This is a genomic window from Enterobacter sp. MGH 37 (genome assembly GCF_000534515.1).
GTDB classification, from domain to species: Bacteria; Pseudomonadota; Gammaproteobacteria; order Enterobacterales; family Enterobacteriaceae; genus Enterobacter; species Enterobacter kobei.
This window is the reverse complement of sequence record NZ_KI973205.1, coordinates 1182129-1199948: the sequence shown is the minus strand read 5'-3', so window position 1 is coordinate 1199948 and position 17820 is coordinate 1182129. Positions and strand designations below refer to the sequence as shown.

Here is a 17820-nt window from a genome sequence, read left to right as displayed (position 1 = left end):
TTTTTTAATGATGACGGGAAGAGATATGGACACACTGGCGCAGTACATCCAGACATTAACGCCGCAGCTGAGCGCGTGGCGTCGCGATTTTCACCATTTTGCGGAATCCGGCTGGGTAGAGTTTAGAACTGCAGCGAAAGTCGCTGAAATTCTTGATTCGCTGGGGTACGAACTGGCGATGGGCCGTGATGTGGTGGATGCCGAAAGCCGAATGGGATTGCCCGATGACGCAACGCTGGCGCGAGAATTTGCCCGAGCGCGTGCGCAAGGCGCCCCCGAAAAATGGCTGGCACCGTTTGAAGGCGGATTTACCGGCATTGTGGCGACCCTTAAGACTGGCCGCCCGGGGCCAACCCTGGCGTTTCGCGTAGACATGGATGCCCTTGATTTAAGCGAAGCGCAGGACAACAGCCATCGCCCGTTCCGCGACGGTTTTGCCTCCTGCAACCCGGGAATGATGCACGCCTGCGCGCATGACGGCCATACCACCATTGGTCTGGGACTGGCGCAGGTGCTTAAGCAGAATGAAGCGCAGCTCAACGGCACCATCAGGCTCATCTTTCAGCCTGCCGAAGAAGGGACGCGCGGCGCACGCGCTATGGTTGCCGCCGGGGCGCTGGATGGCGTGGACTATTTTACTGCCATCCATATCGGTACCGGCGTGCCTGCCGGAACGGCGATCTGCGGCAGCGATAACTTTATGGCGACCACCAAGTTCGACGTGAATTTTACGGGCGTTGCCGCACACGCAGGCGGAAAACCGGAGGACGGGCGAAACGCCCTGCTCGCCGCCGCGCAGGCCGCTCTCGCCTTACACAGCATCGCACCGCACAGTGAAGGGGCTTCCCGCGTCAACGTCGGGGTCATGCAGGCCGGAAGCGGCCGCAACGTGGTGCCCGCGAATGCGCTCATCAAAGTGGAAACCCGCGGGGAAAGCGAAGCCATAAATCAGTATGTCTTTGAACGCGCGCAGGCCGTCATTACCGGGGCGGCCGCACTCTACGGCGTGAAGGCGGAGATGCGTCTGATGGGGGCCGCCACCTCCAGCGCGCCCACACCGGCCTGGGTTGATTATCTGCGCGAACAGGCGAGCCAGGTTTCCGGCATTGATCGCGCTATCGATAAGGTCAAAGCCCCCGCCGGCTCCGAAGACGCCACGCTGATGATGGCCCGCGTGCAGCAAAACGGCGGCATGGCGTCGTATATGGTATTCGGCACGGATTTGAGCGCCGGCCATCACAACGAAAAATTCGACTTCGATGAACAGGTTATGGCTATCGCCATCGAAACGCTGGCGCGGACTGCGCTCAATTTTCCGTGGACGCGAGGTGTGTAATGCAGGAGAACTACGCTTTTATTGCCGATGCCATCGATACGCGATGTCAGACGCTAACCGATATAGCCGATGCCATCTGGGATCACCCTGAAACCCGCTTTGAAGAATTTTGGTCCGCCGAACGACTCGCTGGGGCGCTGGAAGCCGAAGGCTTTACGTTGACTCGCGAGGCGGGCGGTATTCCAAACGCTTTTATTGCGAGCTACGGCAGTGGGAAACCGGTTATCGCCCTTCTCGGTGAATACGATGCGCTGGCCGGGCTAAGCCAGCAGGCGCATTGTGCAACCGCGCAATCCGCCACGCCGGGAGCGAATGGTCACGGCTGCGGGCATAACCTCCTGGGCACCGCGGCGCTGGCCGGTGCGGTGGCGGTAAAAAGCTGGCTTGAACAGCATGGCGGTAGCGGAACGGTGCGTTTTTACGGCTGCCCCGGGGAAGAAGGCGGCTCCGGCAAAACCTTTATGGTGCGGGAAGGACTGTTTGATGACGTCGATGCCGCCGTCACCTGGCACCCGGAAGCCTTTGCCGGCATGTTTAACGTCAGCACCCTGGCCAATATTCAGGCCGCCTGGCGTTTTCACGGCGTGGCGGCGCATGCGGCCAACTCCCCTCATCTGGGGCGCAGCGCGCTGGATGCCGTGACGCTGATGACGACCGGCACCAACTTCCTTAATGAACACATCATTGAGAAAGCGCGTGTCCATTACGCCATCACCGATACCGGCGGGATTTCGCCCAACGTGGTGCAGGCCCAGGCCGAAGTGCTGTACCTGATCCGCGCCCCGGAGATGGCCGATGCGCAGCAGATCTACGAACGCATTGAGAAAATCGCCCAGGGCGCGGCAATGATGACCGAAACCACCGTGGAGTGTCGCTTTGATAAAGCCTGCTCCAGCTACCTGCCAAACCGCACGCTTGAGGCGGCAATGTATCGGGCGTTACAACACTACGGCACGCCGGCGTGGACTGCTGAAGAGCGCGACTTTGCCCGTGAGATCCGCGCTACGCTCACGTCCAACGACCTGCAGAACAGCCTCAAAAATATAGCCGCCACGGGCGGAGACGCCGGTAAAGCCTTTGCCCGCCGTCATCAGGAGACACTCCTGGTGGATGAGATTGCGCCCTATGCCATTACCGATAACGTGCTGGCGGGTTCAACGGATGTGGGTGACGTCAGCTGGAAAATGCCGGTCGCCCAGTGCTTCAGCCCCTGCTTTACCGTTGGAACGCCGCTGCATACCTGGCAACTGGTGGCACAGGGGCGAACCTCCATTGCTCACAAAGGCATGCTGCTGGCCGGGAAAGTCATGGGCGCCACGGCACTGAATCTGCTGCAGGATGCAGCCCTGCTAAAAAAATGTCGTGAAGAGTTCGAACAACAAATACAAGAAAAACCGTACGTGTGTCCGATCCCACAGGGCGTGACACCGTCACCTTTAAAATAAAAAAACACAACACAACAACACAACACTCCCGAGGAACGCCCATGAGTATGTCATCCATACCTTCGCATTCCCCATCCGGTAAGCTCTATGGCTGGGTTGAAAGGATCGGCAATAAAGTGCCACACCCTTTCCTGCTGTTTATCTATCTGATTGTCATTTTGATGGTTGCCACCGCCGTGCTCTCCGCCTTTGACGTGAGCGTGCGAAGTCCGGCCGATGGCAGCCTGGTGGCGGTGAAAAACCTGCTCAGCGTTGACGGGCTGCACTGGTTTTTACCTAACGTCATAAAAAACTTCAGCGGCTTCGCCCCGCTGGGCGCCATTCTGGCACTGGTATTAGGGGCCGGGCTGGCAGAGCGCGTGGGTTTGCTGCCTGCATTGATGGTAAAAATGGCATCCCACGTCAGCGCACGTTACGCCAGCTATATGGTGCTGTTTATCGCCTTCTTCAGCCATATCTCCTCCGACGCCGCGCTGGTGATCATGCCGCCAATGGGGGCGTTGATCTTCCTCGCCGTCGGGCGGCACCCGGTGGCGGGCCTGCTGTCGGCAATTGCGGGTGTCGGCTGCGGATTTACCGCCAACCTGCTGATTGTCACCACCGACGTATTGCTCTCGGGCATCAGCACGGAGGCGGCGAAAACCATTGACGCAGCAATGCACGTCAGCGTAATTGACAACTGGTACTTTATGGCCAGCTCAGTGATTGTTCTGACGATTGTCGGCGGGCTGATTACCGACAAGATCATCGAGCCGCGTCTGGGCAAATGGGAAGGCCGTAGCGATGAAACGCTGGAGACGCTGAGCAAAGAGCAGAAATTCGGCCTGCGCGTGGCCGGTATTGTCTCGCTGATATTCATCGCCATGGTCGCGCTGATGGTAGTGCCGGAAAACGGTATTCTGCGCGATCCGGTTAAACATACCGTCCTGCCCTCGCCGTTTATACAGGGTATTGTGCCGCTGATCATTCTCTTCTTCTTTGTCGTTTCGCTCGCTTATGGTATCGCCACCGGCAAAATTCGCCGTCAGGGCGATCTGCCGCAGCTGATGATCGAACCGATGAAAGAGATGGCGGGTTTTATCGTCATGGTGTTCCCGCTGGCGCAGTTTGTGGCGATGTTTAACTGGAGCAACATGGGCAAGTTTATGGCCGTGGGCCTGACCGACGCGCTGGAAGCTGCCGGATTAAGCGGCGTACCGGCGTTTGTCGGCCTGGCGCTATTGTCGTCCCTGCTGTGCATGTTCATCGCCAGCGGCTCCGCCATCTGGTCGATTCTGGCCCCCATCTTCGTGCCGATGTTTATGATGCTGGGCTTCCATCCGGCGTTTGCGCAGATCCTGTTCCGCATCGCCGATTCGTCAGTGATCCCGCTTGCACCGGTTTCGCCGTTTGTCCCGCTGTTTTTAGGCTTTCTGCAGCGCTATAAACCCGAGGCAAAACTGGGTACCTACTATTCGCTGGTTTTGCCCTACCCGCTTATCTTTTTAGGGGTATGGCTGGTGATGCTGGTGGCATGGTATCTTGTCGGCCTGCCGATTGGGCCGGGGATCTACCCGAGGCTGAACTAAAGGAATGAGGATGCTGAGATTACTCGAAGATAAAATTGCGACGCCGCTTGGGCCGCTGTGGGTGATCGCGGACGAGCAGTCTTGTCTGCGCGCCGTTGAATGGGAAGAGCACAGCGACCGCATGGAAGAGCTGCTGAACATTCATTATCGGGCGCAAGGTTTTGAACGTATCCGCGCCACCAACCCGGGTGGGCTGAGCGATAAGCTTGCGGCGTACTTCGAGGGCGATCTCAGCATCATCGATACACTCCCCACTGCCACGGCTGGCACCCCTTTCCAGCGTGAAGTGTGGCAGGCGCTGCGGGCCATTCCCTGCGGGCAGGTCATGCATTACGGCCAGCTCGCGGAGCAGCTGGGCCGCGCAGGCGCCGCGCGTGCGGTGGGGGCCGCCAATGGCTCTAATCCCGTTAGTATTGTCGTTCCCTGCCATCGCGTCATCGGACGCAACGGTACCCTGACCGGCTATGCCGGTGGCGTGCAGCGCAAGGAGTGGTTGCTTCGTCACGAAGGATATCTTCTGCTGTAGATCCCAGGCTTTTTGTGCTTAATTTTCTACCGGTTAGGCTAAAAATCCATAATCAAGCTGTGGAATTTCAAGAAGATGGCGACACATTGCCGTCTCTTGTCCTTATTGATGGTTTGTCAGGCTTACGTACTTACCAAAAAGATGTTAAAATTGACCAATATCAATTAAGGCTTGAGCAAACCTATGATCCCGGAAAAGCGAATTATACGACGCATTCAGTCTGGCGGTTGTGCTATCCATTGCCAGGATTGCAGCATCAGCCAGCTCTGTATCCCGTTTACCCTGAATGAGCATGAACTCGATCAGCTTGATAATATCATCGAGCGCAAAAAGCCTATTCAGAAAGGGCAGACGCTGTTTAAAGCCGGAGACGAACTGAAATCGCTCTATGCTATCCGCTCTGGCACCATCAAGAGCTATACCATCACCGAACAGGGTGATGAGCAGATCACCGGCTTCCATCTGGCGGGTGACCTGGTGGGCTTTGATGCCATCGGCACAGGCCATCACCCGAGCTTTGCTCAGGCGCTTGAAACCTCTATGGTTTGCGAAATCCCGTTTGAAACGCTGGACGACCTGTCCGGTAAGATGCCTAACCTGCGTCAGCAGATGATGCGTCTGATGAGCGGTGAGATCAAAGGCGATCAGGACATGATTCTGCTGCTTTCTAAAAAGAATGCAGAAGAGCGCCTGGCCGCGTTTATCTACAACCTCTCTCGCCGCTTCGCCGAACGGGGTTTCTCGCCGCGCGAATTCCGTCTGACCATGACCCGTGGTGATATCGGTAACTACCTGGGCCTGACCGTGGAAACCATCAGCCGTCTGCTGGGTCGTTTCCAGAAAAGCGGGATGCTGGCCGTTAAGGGTAAATACATCACTATCGAAAACGGTGAAGCACTGGCCGTGCTTGCCGGTCATGCCCGCAACGTGGCATAACTCTCCGCATGTTGATCACCAGACTGATAAATTCACATGATTTATTAGTCTGGTATAATCACTTCCGCTTTAAGCCGTCTTCACCGTAGCACATCCCCACACAGCGCCTGAAAGGTTGTCGTTGAGGTTATGAATTGAGAGAAAGTTTGTTTTTCGTTTCAGTCGTGATTGCCTCAGTGACCTTTATCTTCATCTGGATCATGCTTGTCGGCCCAATGAAGGGGGAGGAAAAAACCTACGTGCAGGACTCCACGACGTTTGCAATAGCGGTGATGGTGCTGCTGTTTATTGCGTTTATCGCGGTGACAACCACGGTGCTTTTCCTCTGATAAATTTTCATGAATTATTGATCTGACAAAAGCTCTCCTCTGTTTCATTCAGGATATATAGGTTACTCTTTTACTTACAGACTGTGGTGACAGTAGTAAGGAGACCTGTATGGCCAAGTATCAAAACATGCTGGTAGCTATCGATCCTAATCAGGACGATCAGCCGGCATTACGACGTGCTGTGTATCTACATCAACGGATTGGCGGCAAAATCAAAGCGTTTTTGCCGATCTATGACTTCTCGTATGAGATGACCACCCTTCTGTCGCCTGACGAGCGCACCGCTATGCGTCAGGGCGTCATCAGTCAGCGTACCGCGTGGATCCGTGAACAGGCGAAGTATTACCTTGAAGCGGGGGTTCCTATTGATATCAAAGTGGTCTGGCATAACCGACCTTTTGAAGCCATTATCCAGGAAGTCGTTGCTGGTGGACACGACCTGCTGCTGAAGATGGCGCACCAGCACGACAAGCTGGAATCCGTGATCTTCACCCCAACCGACTGGCACTTGCTGCGTAAATGCCCTTGCCCGGTCTGGATGGTGAAAGACCAGCCGTGGCCGGAGGGCGGGAAAGCCGTAGTGGCGGTAAACCTCGCCAGCGAAGAGGATTATCATAATTCACTCAACGAGAAGCTGGTGAAGGAAACCATCCAGCTCGCTGACCAGGTCAATCACACTGAAGTGCATCTGGTGGGCGCCTATCCAGTCACCCCAATCAATATCGCCATTGAGTTGCCTGAATTTGACCCCAGCGTCTATAACGACGCCATTCGCGGCCAGCATTTGCTGGCCATGAAAGCGCTGCGCCAGAAGTTCAGCATTGACGAGAACATGACGCACGTAGAGAAAGGGCTGCCTGAAGAGGTGATCCCGGATTTAGCAGAACATTTGCAGGCCGGGATTGTGGTCCTGGGGACCATTGGCCGGACCGGTATTTCTGCCGCGTTCCTCGGCAATACCGCCGAACAGGTGATCGACCATCTGCGCTGTGACCTGCTGGTCATTAAGCCAGATGAGTTCCAGACGCCGATTGAGCTGGACGATCCGGAAGACGATTAATATAACCCTGTCAGCCCGCCGCTCCGGCGGGCTTTTTTTTTCAGCTCTCCATCACCGGCTTCGGCTGTTCACCCGGCTCATCCTGCATCCACGGCGCGTGCAATACCATGCTCGGCAGTGCCAGCTTAATCTCCTGAGCATTCAGCCCTTCAAGAATACGGATATTGATCTCCTGCTGGATATCCATGTATTTGTTGTAATCCGCGGTATTGACGATATGAACGACTTCAAACGTCAGACGGTCGCGGTCAAATCCGAGGAAATGGGCACGATCGAATTTTGTCTCACCCACATCGGTGATGATTTGCCTGACCATATCCCCCACGTAGCGCAGCTTATCGGGCGGCGTGTCGCTGGCCACGCCAAAGGTAAAGACGATACGACGTGTCTGCATACGTTTGTAGTTGTGGAGCGTTTGCTGGAGCAAAATGGCGTTGCCGCAGACGATCTGCTCCCCGCTCAGACTGCGTATGCGGGTCGTTTTAAGGCCAATGTGCTCTACTGTCCCCGCCACGTCGTTGAACACCACAAAATCACCAATTTCAAACGGCTTATCAAAACCAATGGACAGGGAGGCAAACACGTCGCTCAGGATCGTTTGTACGGCGAGAGCGATGGCAATCCCCCCCACCCCAAGGCTGGCAACCAGAGCAGTGATGTTGACGCCCGCGTTAGCAAGAATAGACAGCAGCATCACTGACCAGACAATGGCACGGAGAATAAGCCCCGTGATCACCAGCGTAACCGGGTTTTTATGACTTCCCGGTGCCAGCATGACGTGACGTAGCCACGACACAACGCCCTGATCCATCCACAGTGCCACCTGAATCGCGAAAACCAGGAACCAGGCATGGCTGACCGTGCCAAAAAGATGATCGGGTAAGTCAACAAAACGCAGGCTGAACAGAAGTGCTACGACAAAAAGCAGGATCCGACTCGTCCTGTTAAGCATATCGCTCAGGATAAAACGCATCCGGTTGGTGGTCGGGTGTTTGTCGCCCCAGGTGGTGATCCCTTTCTTAACGAACGCGATCAGGCGCGTCAGCAGCCAGTACACCAGCAGCGTGACAAAGACAACCGTGGCGACGCCTACCCAAAATGTCGGCGTCATCATCAACGCGATGATGTCGAAGCGGGACAGAAATTGCATTACACCTCCTCGTCTTACACAAAGGGTAAAGTATAGACAGAGGAGAAAAGCTGACCGCAGAAATAAGAAAACCGCCCCGAAGAGCGGTTTGTCAGGGTGAAGCGAAATTACAGTGCTTTCAGAATCGCATCCACGCTGGCTTTGGCGTCGCCAAACAGCATGTGGGTGTTCTCTTTGAAGAACAGCGGGTTCTGCACGCCAGCATAGCCGGTGTTCATGGAGCGTTTGAAGACAATCACGTTCTGCGCCTTCCATACTTCCAGAACCGGCATACCCGCGATTGGGCTGCGCGGATCGTCCTGCGCCGCCGGGTTAACGGTGTCGTTAGCGCCAATGACCAGCACGGTGTCGGTATCGGCGAAATCATCGTTGATCTCGTCCATCTCCAGCACGATGTCGTAAGGCACTTTCGCTTCCGCCAGCAGCACGTTCATGTGGCCTGGCAGACGTCCCGCCACCGGGTGAATACCAAAGCGAACCTTGATCCCACGCGCGCGCAGCTTCTCAGTAATTTCTGCGACCGGATACTGCGCCTGCGCCACCGCCATGCCATAGCCCGGGGTGATAATGACCGAGTGCGAGTTTTTCAGCATCTCTGCGGTATCTTCCGCGCTGATCTCACGGTGCTCACCCACTTCTTCATCAGAACCGGTAGAGGAGCCGTCAGAACCAAATCCCCCGGCGATAACGCTGATAAACGAACGGTTCATCGCCTTACACATGATGTAAGACAGGATCGCACCAGATGAACCCACCAGCGCACCGGTGACGATCAGCAGGTCGTTGCTCAGCATAAAGCCTGCCGCCGCCGCCGCCCAACCGGAGTAGGAGTTCAGCATGGAGACCACCACCGGCATATCCGCACCACCGATAGACGCCACCAGGTGCCAGCCAAATGCCAGCGCGATGAGGGTCATCACCAGTAATGCCAGCACCTGCAGGCCCACGCTTTCGGTACGCACGAAGATGACCATCAGCACAAACGATACCACCAGCGCCGCCAGGTTCAGCTTGTGGCGGTTTGGCAGCATCAGCGGTTTAGACGAAATCTTACCGCGCAGTTTGCCGAACGCCACAATTGAGCCGGTGAAGGTCACCGCACCAATAAAGATGCCGAGGAACACTTCGGTCAGGTGAATGTTGACCAGAATCGGTTCCAGACCCGGTTCGTGATACAGGTAGCTGTTGAAGCCCACCAGCACGGCCGCCAGGCCCACAAAGCTGTGCAGAATAGCAACCAGCTCCGGCATCTCGGTCATTTCAACGCGTTTCGCCAGGCGAATACCGATCGCGCCGCCGATGATCATCGCCACCAGGATCCACGCCACGTTGCCGGTGTCCGGCCCGAAGATGGTGGCGATCAGCGCAATCGCCATCCCGGCGATACCAAAGTTATTCCCCTGCTGAGACGTTTCGTGTTTGGAAAGCCCCGCCAGACTGAAAATAAACAGGATTGCAGCAACAATGTATGCGGCTGTGACTAATCCTCCAGACATATGCTACCCCTTAGCCTTTACGAAACATTTTCAGCATGCGCTGAGTCACGGTGAAACCACCGAAAATATTGATACTGGCGATCAGCACCGCAATAAAGCTCAGGAAGCTGATCCAGCCGCCGTGACCAATCTGCAGTAACGCCCCGACCACGATAATCCCGGAGATGGCGTTGGTCACCGACATCAGCGGCGTGTGCAACGCGTGGGAGACGTTCCACACCACGTAGTAACCGACCACGCAGGAGAGCGCGAAGACGGTAAAGTGGCCGAGGAACTCTTTCGGCGCGACGTCAGCCAGCCAGCCGAACAGGATAATGACCAGCGCCATGATGGCGTATTTACGCCAAGGAGACGCCGGTTTAGCGGGTTCTTTTGGCTCTGGCGCCGCTTTCGGCGCGGCCTGAGGCTGAGCAGAAACCTGAATCGGCGGTGCCGGCCAGGTGATTTCACCATCACGGACAACGGTAACACCGCGCACCACGACATCGTCGAAATCAACGGTGACGTTTCCGTCTTTCTCTTTGCACAGCAGCTTCAGCAGGTTAACCAGGTTGGTGCCGTACAGCTGAGACGACTGCGTTGGCAGGCGGCCTGGCAGATCGGTATAGCCGATCACCTTCACGCCGTTGGCGGTGGTCGTCACCTGATTAGCAACGGTGTACTCACAGTTACCGCCGTTTTGCGCCGCCAGGTCGACAATCACGCTGCCCGGCTTCATGGAATCCACCATCTCACGGGTGATAAGCTTCGGCGCAGGTTTACCCGGAATCAGCGCGGTGGTCACAATAATGTCGACATCTTTCGCCTGAGCGGCGAAGAGTTCCATTTCGGCTTTGATAAAGGCTTCGGACATGACTTTCGCGTAACCGTCACCGCTGCCCGCTTCTTCCTTGAAGTCCAGCTCAAGGAATTCGGCTCCCATACTCTGGACCTGTTCCTTCACCTCCGGACGGGTATCAAATGCGCGCACGATAGCGCCGAGGCTGTTTGCCGCACCGATTGCGGCAAGCCCTGCCACACCCGCACCAATCACCATGACTTTTGCCGGAGGGACTTTCCCCGCCGCGGTGATCTGACCGGTAAAGAAGCGACCAAATTCGTGAGCCGCTTCCACAATCGCGCGATAACCCGCAATGTTAGCCATGGAGCTTAAGGCATCCAGCGACTGCGCGCGCGAAATACGCGGCACGGAGTCCATCGCCATCACGGTCACGCCACGTGCAGCCAGCTTCTCCATAAGCGCTGGATTTTGCGCAGGCCAGATGAAGCTCACCAGCGTGGTGCCCGGATTCAGCAGCGCAATCTCACTCTCTTCCGGTGCGTTAACCTTCAGAATAACCGGCGACTGCCAGACTTCAGCACCGTCCACCACTTCCGCACCCGCCTGGATAAAGGCCTCGTCATCGAAACTCGCCAGTTTGCCTGCGCCGCTTTCAACCGCGACGGTAAAACCCAGCTTAAGCAGTTGCTCCACCGTTTTCGGTGTTGCCGCTACGCGGGTTTCATTGGCTAACCGTTCTTTTGGTACCCCAATACGCATAGTTTTCCCTTCCATCGGTTTTTGATGATGGTTTGTCGATAAATGCCCGCGGTTTGTATCAATTTTCGCCATTCTCATAGCGATGAGAGATGATTAACCCCGGAAAATAAAACAGTAACAAACTGTCTATAACCTACTGAAAATAGCGCCCGTGATCTACCGCCAGAAAACACTATTTCTTACTTTATCTGTGAAAAATAAGCGATCGGCGTCACTGACAGTGATATTTACCTTAAATTCATCGCCAGAACCGATAAATAGCGCAAGCGAAGCGGTAAAAACATGATATAGCGCCATAAGAGAACAAGTTATTAACATTAAATTAACTTGTAAAAGTCATATGCTTTATCAGTTTTACTTGTCAAACGCCTGTTTTTTCAACATATCACTAAATGTTATCGAATTCGTTAATTCAGTGAGCACAGGCAGTGAAAAATGGCGCAGACAGCGACGGGTTTTAAATGCCATAATCGGGGCCGTCTCAAATTAACAACAATACCAGTACATGGTTTGCGCAAGGCGAAGGATTATTTTTATGAAGCTTAAGAACACACTCCTGGCGTCCGCACTTCTCTGTGCGACCGCCCTGTCTGCGAATGCCGCAACAGAGTTAACGCCAGAGCAAGCGGCAGCGTTAAAACCTTTTGACCATACGGTCATTGTGGGTCGTTATAATTCTATTGGCGATGCCGTCGCCGCCGCATCAAAAGCCGCTGATAAAAACGGGGCGGCCTCGTTTTACGTTGTTGACCAGTCTGATTATGGCAACAGCGGCAACCAGCGCGTAACCATTGCGCTGTATAAAGACAATGCGCCAAAAGCAGACGCACCGAAAAACCGTGTGATTAACGGTATCGTTGAGCTGCCAAAAGATCAGGCAATTGAGCTGGAACCGTACGACACCGTTACCGTTCAGGGCTTCTATCGCAGCCAGCCTGAAGTGAACGATGCCATCACCAAAGCCGCGAAAGAGAAAGGGGCCTACTCGTTCTATATCGTGCGCCAGGTGGATGCTAACCAGGGCGGCAACCAGCGTATTACCGCATTCATCTATAAAGAAGATGCGAAGAAACGCGTTCTGCAGAGCCCGGATGCCATCCCTGCTGACTCCGAAGCGGGTCGCGCGGCGATAGCGAAAGGCGGCGAAGAAGCGAAGAAAGTTGAAATTCCAGGCGTAGCGACGACTGCGGCACCAAGCGCTGAAGTGGGCCGTTTCTTTGAAACGCAATCCACGAAAGGTGGCCGCTATTCCGTGACGCTGCCAGACGGCACCAAAATTGAAGAGCTGAACAAAGCCACTGCTGCACAGATGGTGCCGTTCGACAGCATCAAGTTTACCGGCAACTACGGCAACATGACGGAAGTCTCTTACCAGGTCGCGAAGCGTGCGGCGAAGAAAGGGGCGAAGTATTACCATATCACCCGCCAGTGGCAGGAACGTGGTAACAACGTGACCATCAGCGCCGATCTGTACAAGTAACAAAATCATTGACCAAAGGCGGCGCAATGCCGCCTTTTTTTGTTACTTTTTTCGAATTTCTGCCACACATCATTGCATGCTTTCGTGACACTCCGTAAAATCCCGCGCCTTAGTGTAATCCACCATTTTTATGCGCCGCAGCGAAATAATTATTCTGGATTGGGACTTTTCATAACAGGAAGCCAATGGAAAAGAAACTTGGCCTGAGTGCTCTGACTGCACTCGTTTTAAGCTCAATGCTGGGTGCGGGCGTATTCAGTTTACCGCAGAACATGGCTGCCGTCGCAAGCCCCGCCGCGTTACTCATCGGCTGGGGGATTACCGGCGTCGGGATATTGCTGCTGGCGTTCGCCATGCTGCTGCTCACCCGCATTCGCCCCGATCTGGACGGCGGTATTTTCACCTATGCGCGTGAAGGATTTGGCGAGCTGATCGGCTTCTGCTCCGCCTGGGGCTACTGGCTGTGCGCGGTGATCGCCAACGTCTCCTATCTGGTGATCGTTTTCTCAGCGCTCAGCTTCTTTACCGATACGCCTGAACTGCGTCTGTTTGGTGACGGCAATACCTGGCAGTCAATTGTCGGTGCCTCGGTGCTGCTCTGGGTAGTTCACTGGCTGATTTTGCGCGGCGTCCAGACTGCCGCCAGCATCAACCTGGTGGCAACGCTGGCGAAACTGGTGCCGCTCGGCCTGTTTATCGTACTGGCCTTTATTGCGTTTCGTCTTGATGTGTTTACGCTTGATTTCAGCGGCATTGCGCTGGGCGTTCCGGTCTGGGAGCAGGTGAAAAACACGATGCTGATCACCCTGTGGGTATTCATCGGCGTTGAGGGGGCAGTCGTGGTCTCTGCCCGCGCGCGTAACAAACGTGATGTGGGCCGTGCCACGCTGCTGGCCGTCCTGGCGGCGCTGGGCGTGTATCTGCTGGTCACGCTGCTGTCGCTGGGCGTGGTGGCGCGTCCTGAACTGGCCGAAATGCGTAACCCGTCAATGGCCGGGCTGATGGTGAAAATGCTTGGCCCGTGGGGTGACGTCGTGATTGCCGCGGGATTGATCGTCTCCGTCTGCGGCGCGTACCTGAGCTGGACCATCATGGCGGCTGAAGTGCCGTTCCTGGCCGCGACGCACAAAGCGTTTCCACGCCTGTTTGCCCGTCAAAACCAAAATAATGCCCCTTCAGCGTCTCTCTGGCTGACCAATATTAGCGTTCAGGTCTGTCTGGTGCTGATCTGGCTCACAGGTTCAGACTATAACACCCTGCTGACCATCGCCTCAGAGATGATTCTGGTACCCTATTTCTTAGTGGGCGCGTATTTATTAAAAATCGCCACGCGTCCGGCGCATTATATCGTGGGTATCGGGGCCTGTATTTACGGTCTGTGGTTGTTGTATGCTTCCGGGCCTATGCATCTGCTGCTGTCGGTAGTGCTGTATGCGCCGGGTCTGCTGGTGTTTATCTACGCCCGCCGCACGCATCAGCTGGAGAACGCGCTGAGACGGCGTGAGATGGCCTTAATCGGACTGTTACTGGTTGCTGCCGTTCCGGCAACCTGGATGTTAATGGGATAGCCCTCGTCTTTCCCATTGTTGAACTGTAAAGGAGAATACGATGGGAAATACACCGCTTCGCCCAATACTGATCACGGGTGGAGGCCGCCGTATCGGCCTCGCCCTCGCCCATCATTTTCTCAACCTTCGCCATCCGGTCATTGTCAGTTACCGTACGGAATACCCGTCAATTGAGGGTTTGCGCAAAGCCGGAGCCGTCTGTATTCAGGCCGATTTTTCCACTGATGAGGGCATTCTGGCCTTTGCGGAGAAAGTGAAAGCCACCACCACGGGGTTGCGCGCCGTGATCCATAACGCCAGCGCCTGGCGGGCCGAGAAACCCGGCACGTCACTCAGCGAAACGCTCTCGGCGATGCTGCAGATCCACGTCAATGCCCCTTATCTGCTTAACCACGCCCTGCAGGATCTGCTGCGTGGCCATGGTCATGCTGCGGGGGACATTATTCACTTCACCGACTATGTAGTGGAACGCGGCAGCGACAAGCACATCGCCTATGCGGCCAGTAAAGCCGCGCTGGATAACATGACGCGTTCGTTCGCCCGCAAGCTCGCGCCTGAGGTGAAGGTGAATGCCATCGCTCCGGCGATGATTTTATTTAATGAAAACGATGATGCGGAGTATCGCCAGCAGGCGCTCAATAAGTCGCTCATGAAAATAGCCCCAGGCGAGAAAGAGGTGATCGACCTTGTGGATTACCTGCTCACCAGTTGCTATGTCACCGGCAGAACCTTTGCCGTGGACGGCGGTCGCCCGTTACGCTAGTGAAAGCGGCTCCAGAAGAAAATTAACACCCAGGCGCTGAGCCCCCAGCAAACCACTGCCCCGCCCAGCGCCAGGGGAAGCCGTAGAAAACCGGTGAAATACCATAACGAAAGCAGGTAGAGAAAATAGGGGATGATAGACCACATACCAAACACAATGGTGGTGCGTAGCGCCTCGGTTCCCCTTTCAGACGCCACAATATAATGGGCAATAAGCGCAAAGGTCGGGAACAGCGGGATCAGCCCGGCAATATAGTAGTTTTTGGTTTTTGCCAGAATGCCTATCAGTAACACCACCAGCGCTCCCAGCGCCGCTTTGATCACCAGCCCCATACTTTTTCCTATAACAATCAAATAACAATATGAGCCAGAATAACGGAAGCGGCGTTAATTTTGAAAGATTAATGGAAGGTTAAGGTTCCGCGGTGTATGTTGGCTTTTTTCACGAAAACAGACGTTGTATGAATAAGATTGTTTATGTTGAAGACGAACCCGAAGTCGGGCAGTTGATCGCCGCCTATCTGGGCAAACATGATATGGACGTCATTGTTGAGCCTCGCGGCGATCGGGCCGAAGAGGTGGTCGTCCGTGAAAACCCGGACCTGGTGCTGCTGGATATCATGTTGCCTGGCAAAGACGGCATGACCCTCTGCCGCGACCTGCGCGCCCGCTGGGAAGGTCCTATCGTGTTGCTCACCTCTCTGGACAGCGATATGAACCATATCCTGTCGCTGGAGATGGGTGCCAACGATTACATTCTGAAAACCACACCGCCTGCCGTTTTGCTTGCCCGTCTGCGCCTGCATTTGCGCCAGCACGCAAGTGTCGAACGCGAATCGCCCACCCCCTCTCTGACGCCGCACAAAGCGATGCGTTTTGGTACGCTGTCTATCGATCCGATCAACCGCCAGGTGCTGCTTTCCGGCGAGCTTATCGCCCTCTCCACCGCCGACTTTGACCTGCTGTGGGAACTGGCAACGCATGCCGGGCAAATCATGGACCGTGACGCGCTGCTGAAAAACCTGCGTGGCGTGAGCTATGACGGCATGGACCGCAGCGTCGACGTTGCGATTTCGCGCCTGCGCAAAAAGTTGCAGGATAATGCCACCGAGCCCTACCGCATTAAAACCGTGCGTAACAAAGGTTATCTGTTTGCCCCGCACGCCTGGGAAACCTGATTACGCTCACCGGCTAACCAAACATGCTCGAAATGAAGGCATTACATCGCGATGCCTTCTCTTTCTCGCGTTTAATTACCCGTTTGCGCAACAAATACTTGCTAAGCACGCTATCTAATCCATAATTAAAGTTCAATTGTCTCTTCTTCAGGCCGCACCGGCCCCGCTACCTGCTTACACCTGTTCCGCACATTCCCTCCCATGAAATCTTGAAGTGAGGATTTAAGCCTATGAAATATGTATAGCTACCATGAAGTAGAAGCCATCAAAACCAATCTTGAATGGATTGTTAATCAGCTAACCTTTAAGCAATCCTCCCCCTCAGGTACCGACCTAAAAGCGCTCTTTGACCTGCTGGAACTGATTCAGTCTTACGAAATGCTCCTGGACTTAATCAGGGACTTCGGAACGGACGTGATTGATACGCACATTGCTGAAGGCCTGGCCGTCACGGAAAAACTCATCGCCAAGGTCAAAAGAAGTGCGCACGCAATGTAAGAGGCGTCACAGACATGAAAACAGGTGAGGTTTTTCATGTATATTCTGCCTATCGCGTTTTTCCGGTGAGATGGAATGAAAAAGCTGTTTGTGCAGTTTAAGCTATGGAAGCTTGTATGAACCGCATTGAAATTAGCAATATCCATGATTAAAAGGGGATATACGATGAGCATGAACCGACAGATACAGACAAACACAGTCAAATTAGTGTCACATTTTGTGTCCTCATCCTCTAAAATGTCCCCTTTTTGCGTCTCTTTCTCCAAACACATAATCACCTTGAATCCATCAATAAAACTTAACCAGTGCGCGATACTTTTTTCCCCCTATCCTATACTTTCAGTCTGACTTGGATGTTTCTATGTGCGGACGTTTTTCCTGATCAAAATCCCGTGAGGATTATCTTGCTTTCCTAGATGACGAAAGTGATCGCGATATTGCCTATGAACAAGAGCCGATCGGGAGTTACAACGTCGCGACAGGTATCAAAGTACCGCTGTTAAGCGAACGTGGCGGCAATTGCACCCAGCCCTTCTGATTCAACTTCTTTAAGTACATACAAACCTCAGGATTAGCCTTCGATATATGCAACTCAAACCAGACCCAGATATGGATTCACACAGCGATAATGGGTAAATAAAACGTTGACTGTTTCTGCAGAACGGGTGCTGCATCTGCTTTGTCATAGTTTGCGCAAGTACATGATGGAGATTCGTTTCAATCATTACATTGCTTATAACCATAACTTCCACGTGCAGCGACACCGCCATGATGTGAACAATAACCACTACGTGCTAACACCACGAACGAGAGCAAACTCATATTCACAACAAATAGCATCATTTTTAATCACAATCACCATCTATTAATTTGATATTAAAGAATTTTTATCTTCACATCTCTTGTTTGAATTATGGTTATTCTATTTCCAGAGAGCATAGAAAAACT

At 54.3% G+C, this 17820-nt stretch carries 16 protein-coding genes and 1 pseudogene; 13 read left to right on the top strand and 4 right to left on the bottom strand.

All coding sequences use genetic code 11. From position 1 onward, the window contains the following. The first annotated feature begins 25 nt into the window (after positions 1-25). The 7 genes from L383_RS17920 (at position 26) to uspE (ending at position 7200) form a co-directional block, all read left to right on the top strand. Positions 26-1336: a M20 family metallo-hydrolase gene (locus tag L383_RS17920; protein WP_023330272.1), complete on the top strand. Its 1311-nt coding sequence runs from the start codon at positions 26-28 to the stop codon at positions 1334-1336. Continuing rightward, positions 1336-2781, top strand: coding sequence for a M20 family metallopeptidase (locus L383_RS17925; RefSeq protein WP_023330271.1), 1446 nt, complete (start codon positions 1336-1338; stop codon positions 2779-2781). The genes L383_RS17920 and L383_RS17925 overlap by 1 nt, the downstream gene beginning before the upstream one ends. A 41-nt stretch (positions 2782-2822) precedes the next feature. Further along, positions 2823-4349 carry a p-aminobenzoyl-glutamate transporter gene (abgT, locus tag L383_RS17930; RefSeq protein WP_023330270.1) on the top strand — a complete coding sequence of 509 codons (1527 nt, stop codon included), beginning with the start codon at positions 2823-2825 and terminating at the stop codon, positions 4347-4349. Between the two features lie 10 nt (positions 4350-4359). After that, on the top strand, positions 4360-4875 hold the full coding sequence (gene ogt, locus L383_RS17935; protein ID WP_014883605.1) for a methylated-DNA--[protein]-cysteine S-methyltransferase: 516 nt from the start codon (positions 4360-4362) through the stop codon (positions 4873-4875). Positions 4876-5058: 183 nt separating this feature from the next. Then, positions 5059-5811: a fumarate/nitrate reduction transcriptional regulator Fnr gene (fnr, locus tag L383_RS17940; RefSeq protein WP_006174991.1), complete on the top strand. Its 753-nt coding sequence runs from the start codon at positions 5059-5061 to the stop codon at positions 5809-5811. Between the two features lie 146 nt (positions 5812-5957). Next, complete coding sequence (locus tag L383_RS17945) at positions 5958-6140, top strand: hypothetical protein (RefSeq protein ID WP_014883604.1); 183 nt, start codon at positions 5958-5960, stop codon at positions 6138-6140. Positions 6141-6249: 109 nt separating this feature from the next. Then, entirely contained in the window at positions 6250-7200 is a 951-nt protein-coding gene (gene uspE / locus L383_RS17950; RefSeq protein ID WP_014883603.1) for a universal stress protein UspE, read from the top strand. Positions 7201-7240: 40 nt separating this feature from the next. Here uspE and L383_RS17955 read toward each other — a convergent pair whose 3' ends face one another. The 3 genes from L383_RS17955 to pntA form a co-directional block, all read right to left on the bottom strand. Further along, positions 7241-8350 (bottom strand): mechanosensitive ion channel family protein, encoded by a 1110-nt coding sequence (locus L383_RS17955; protein ID WP_014883602.1) that lies wholly within the window; start codon positions 8348-8350, stop codon positions 7241-7243. Positions 8351-8457: 107 nt separating this feature from the next. Further along, on the bottom strand, positions 8458-9846 hold the full coding sequence (gene pntB / locus L383_RS17960) for a Re/Si-specific NAD(P)(+) transhydrogenase subunit beta (RefSeq protein ID WP_023330269.1): 1389 nt from the start codon (positions 9844-9846) through the stop codon (positions 8458-8460). A 10-nt stretch (positions 9847-9856) separates the two neighbouring features. Then, positions 9857-11386 carry a Re/Si-specific NAD(P)(+) transhydrogenase subunit alpha gene (pntA, locus tag L383_RS17965; RefSeq protein ID WP_023330268.1) on the bottom strand — a complete coding sequence of 510 codons (1530 nt, stop codon included), beginning with the start codon at positions 11384-11386 and terminating at the stop codon, positions 9857-9859. Between the two features lie 535 nt (positions 11387-11921). Between pntA and ydgH the strand changes: the two genes are divergently transcribed. The 3 genes from ydgH (at position 11922) to folM (ending at position 15197) form a co-directional block, all read left to right on the top strand. Then, positions 11922-12866 carry a DUF1471 family protein YdgH gene (gene ydgH / locus L383_RS17970; RefSeq protein ID WP_014883599.1) on the top strand — a complete coding sequence of 315 codons (945 nt, stop codon included), beginning with the start codon at positions 11922-11924 and terminating at the stop codon, positions 12864-12866. Between the two features lie 185 nt (positions 12867-13051). Beyond that, positions 13052-14434, top strand: coding sequence for an amino acid permease (locus tag L383_RS17975; RefSeq protein ID WP_023330267.1), 1383 nt, complete (start codon positions 13052-13054; stop codon positions 14432-14434). 40 nt (positions 14435-14474) lie between these two features. Next, on the top strand, positions 14475-15197 hold the full coding sequence (gene folM / locus L383_RS17980) for a dihydromonapterin reductase (protein ID WP_014883597.1): 723 nt from the start codon (positions 14475-14477) through the stop codon (positions 15195-15197). Here the strand turns inward: folM and L383_RS17985 are convergent. Further along, positions 15194-15529, bottom strand: a complete 336-nt coding sequence (locus L383_RS17985; RefSeq protein ID WP_014883596.1) for a GlpM family protein — start codon at positions 15527-15529, stop codon at positions 15194-15196. The two genes, folM and L383_RS17985, sit on opposite strands and share 4 nt — an antisense overlap. A 128-nt stretch (positions 15530-15657) precedes the next feature. Between L383_RS17985 and rstA the strand changes: the two genes are divergently transcribed. The 3 genes and pseudogenes from rstA to L383_RS26305 form a co-directional block, all read left to right on the top strand. Further along, on the top strand, positions 15658-16374 hold the full coding sequence (gene rstA / locus L383_RS17990) for a two-component system response regulator RstA (RefSeq protein WP_014883595.1): 717 nt from the start codon (positions 15658-15660) through the stop codon (positions 16372-16374). A gap of 237 nt (positions 16375-16611) precedes the next feature. Then, positions 16612-16872, top strand: a complete 261-nt coding sequence (locus L383_RS17995) for a hypothetical protein (protein WP_014883594.1) — start codon at positions 16612-16614, stop codon at positions 16870-16872. 361 nt (positions 16873-17233) lie between these two features. After that, positions 17234-17383, top strand: a pseudogene (locus L383_RS26305) (SOS response-associated peptidase); the annotation flags it as partial. Positions 17384-17820: the final 437 nt, after the last annotated feature.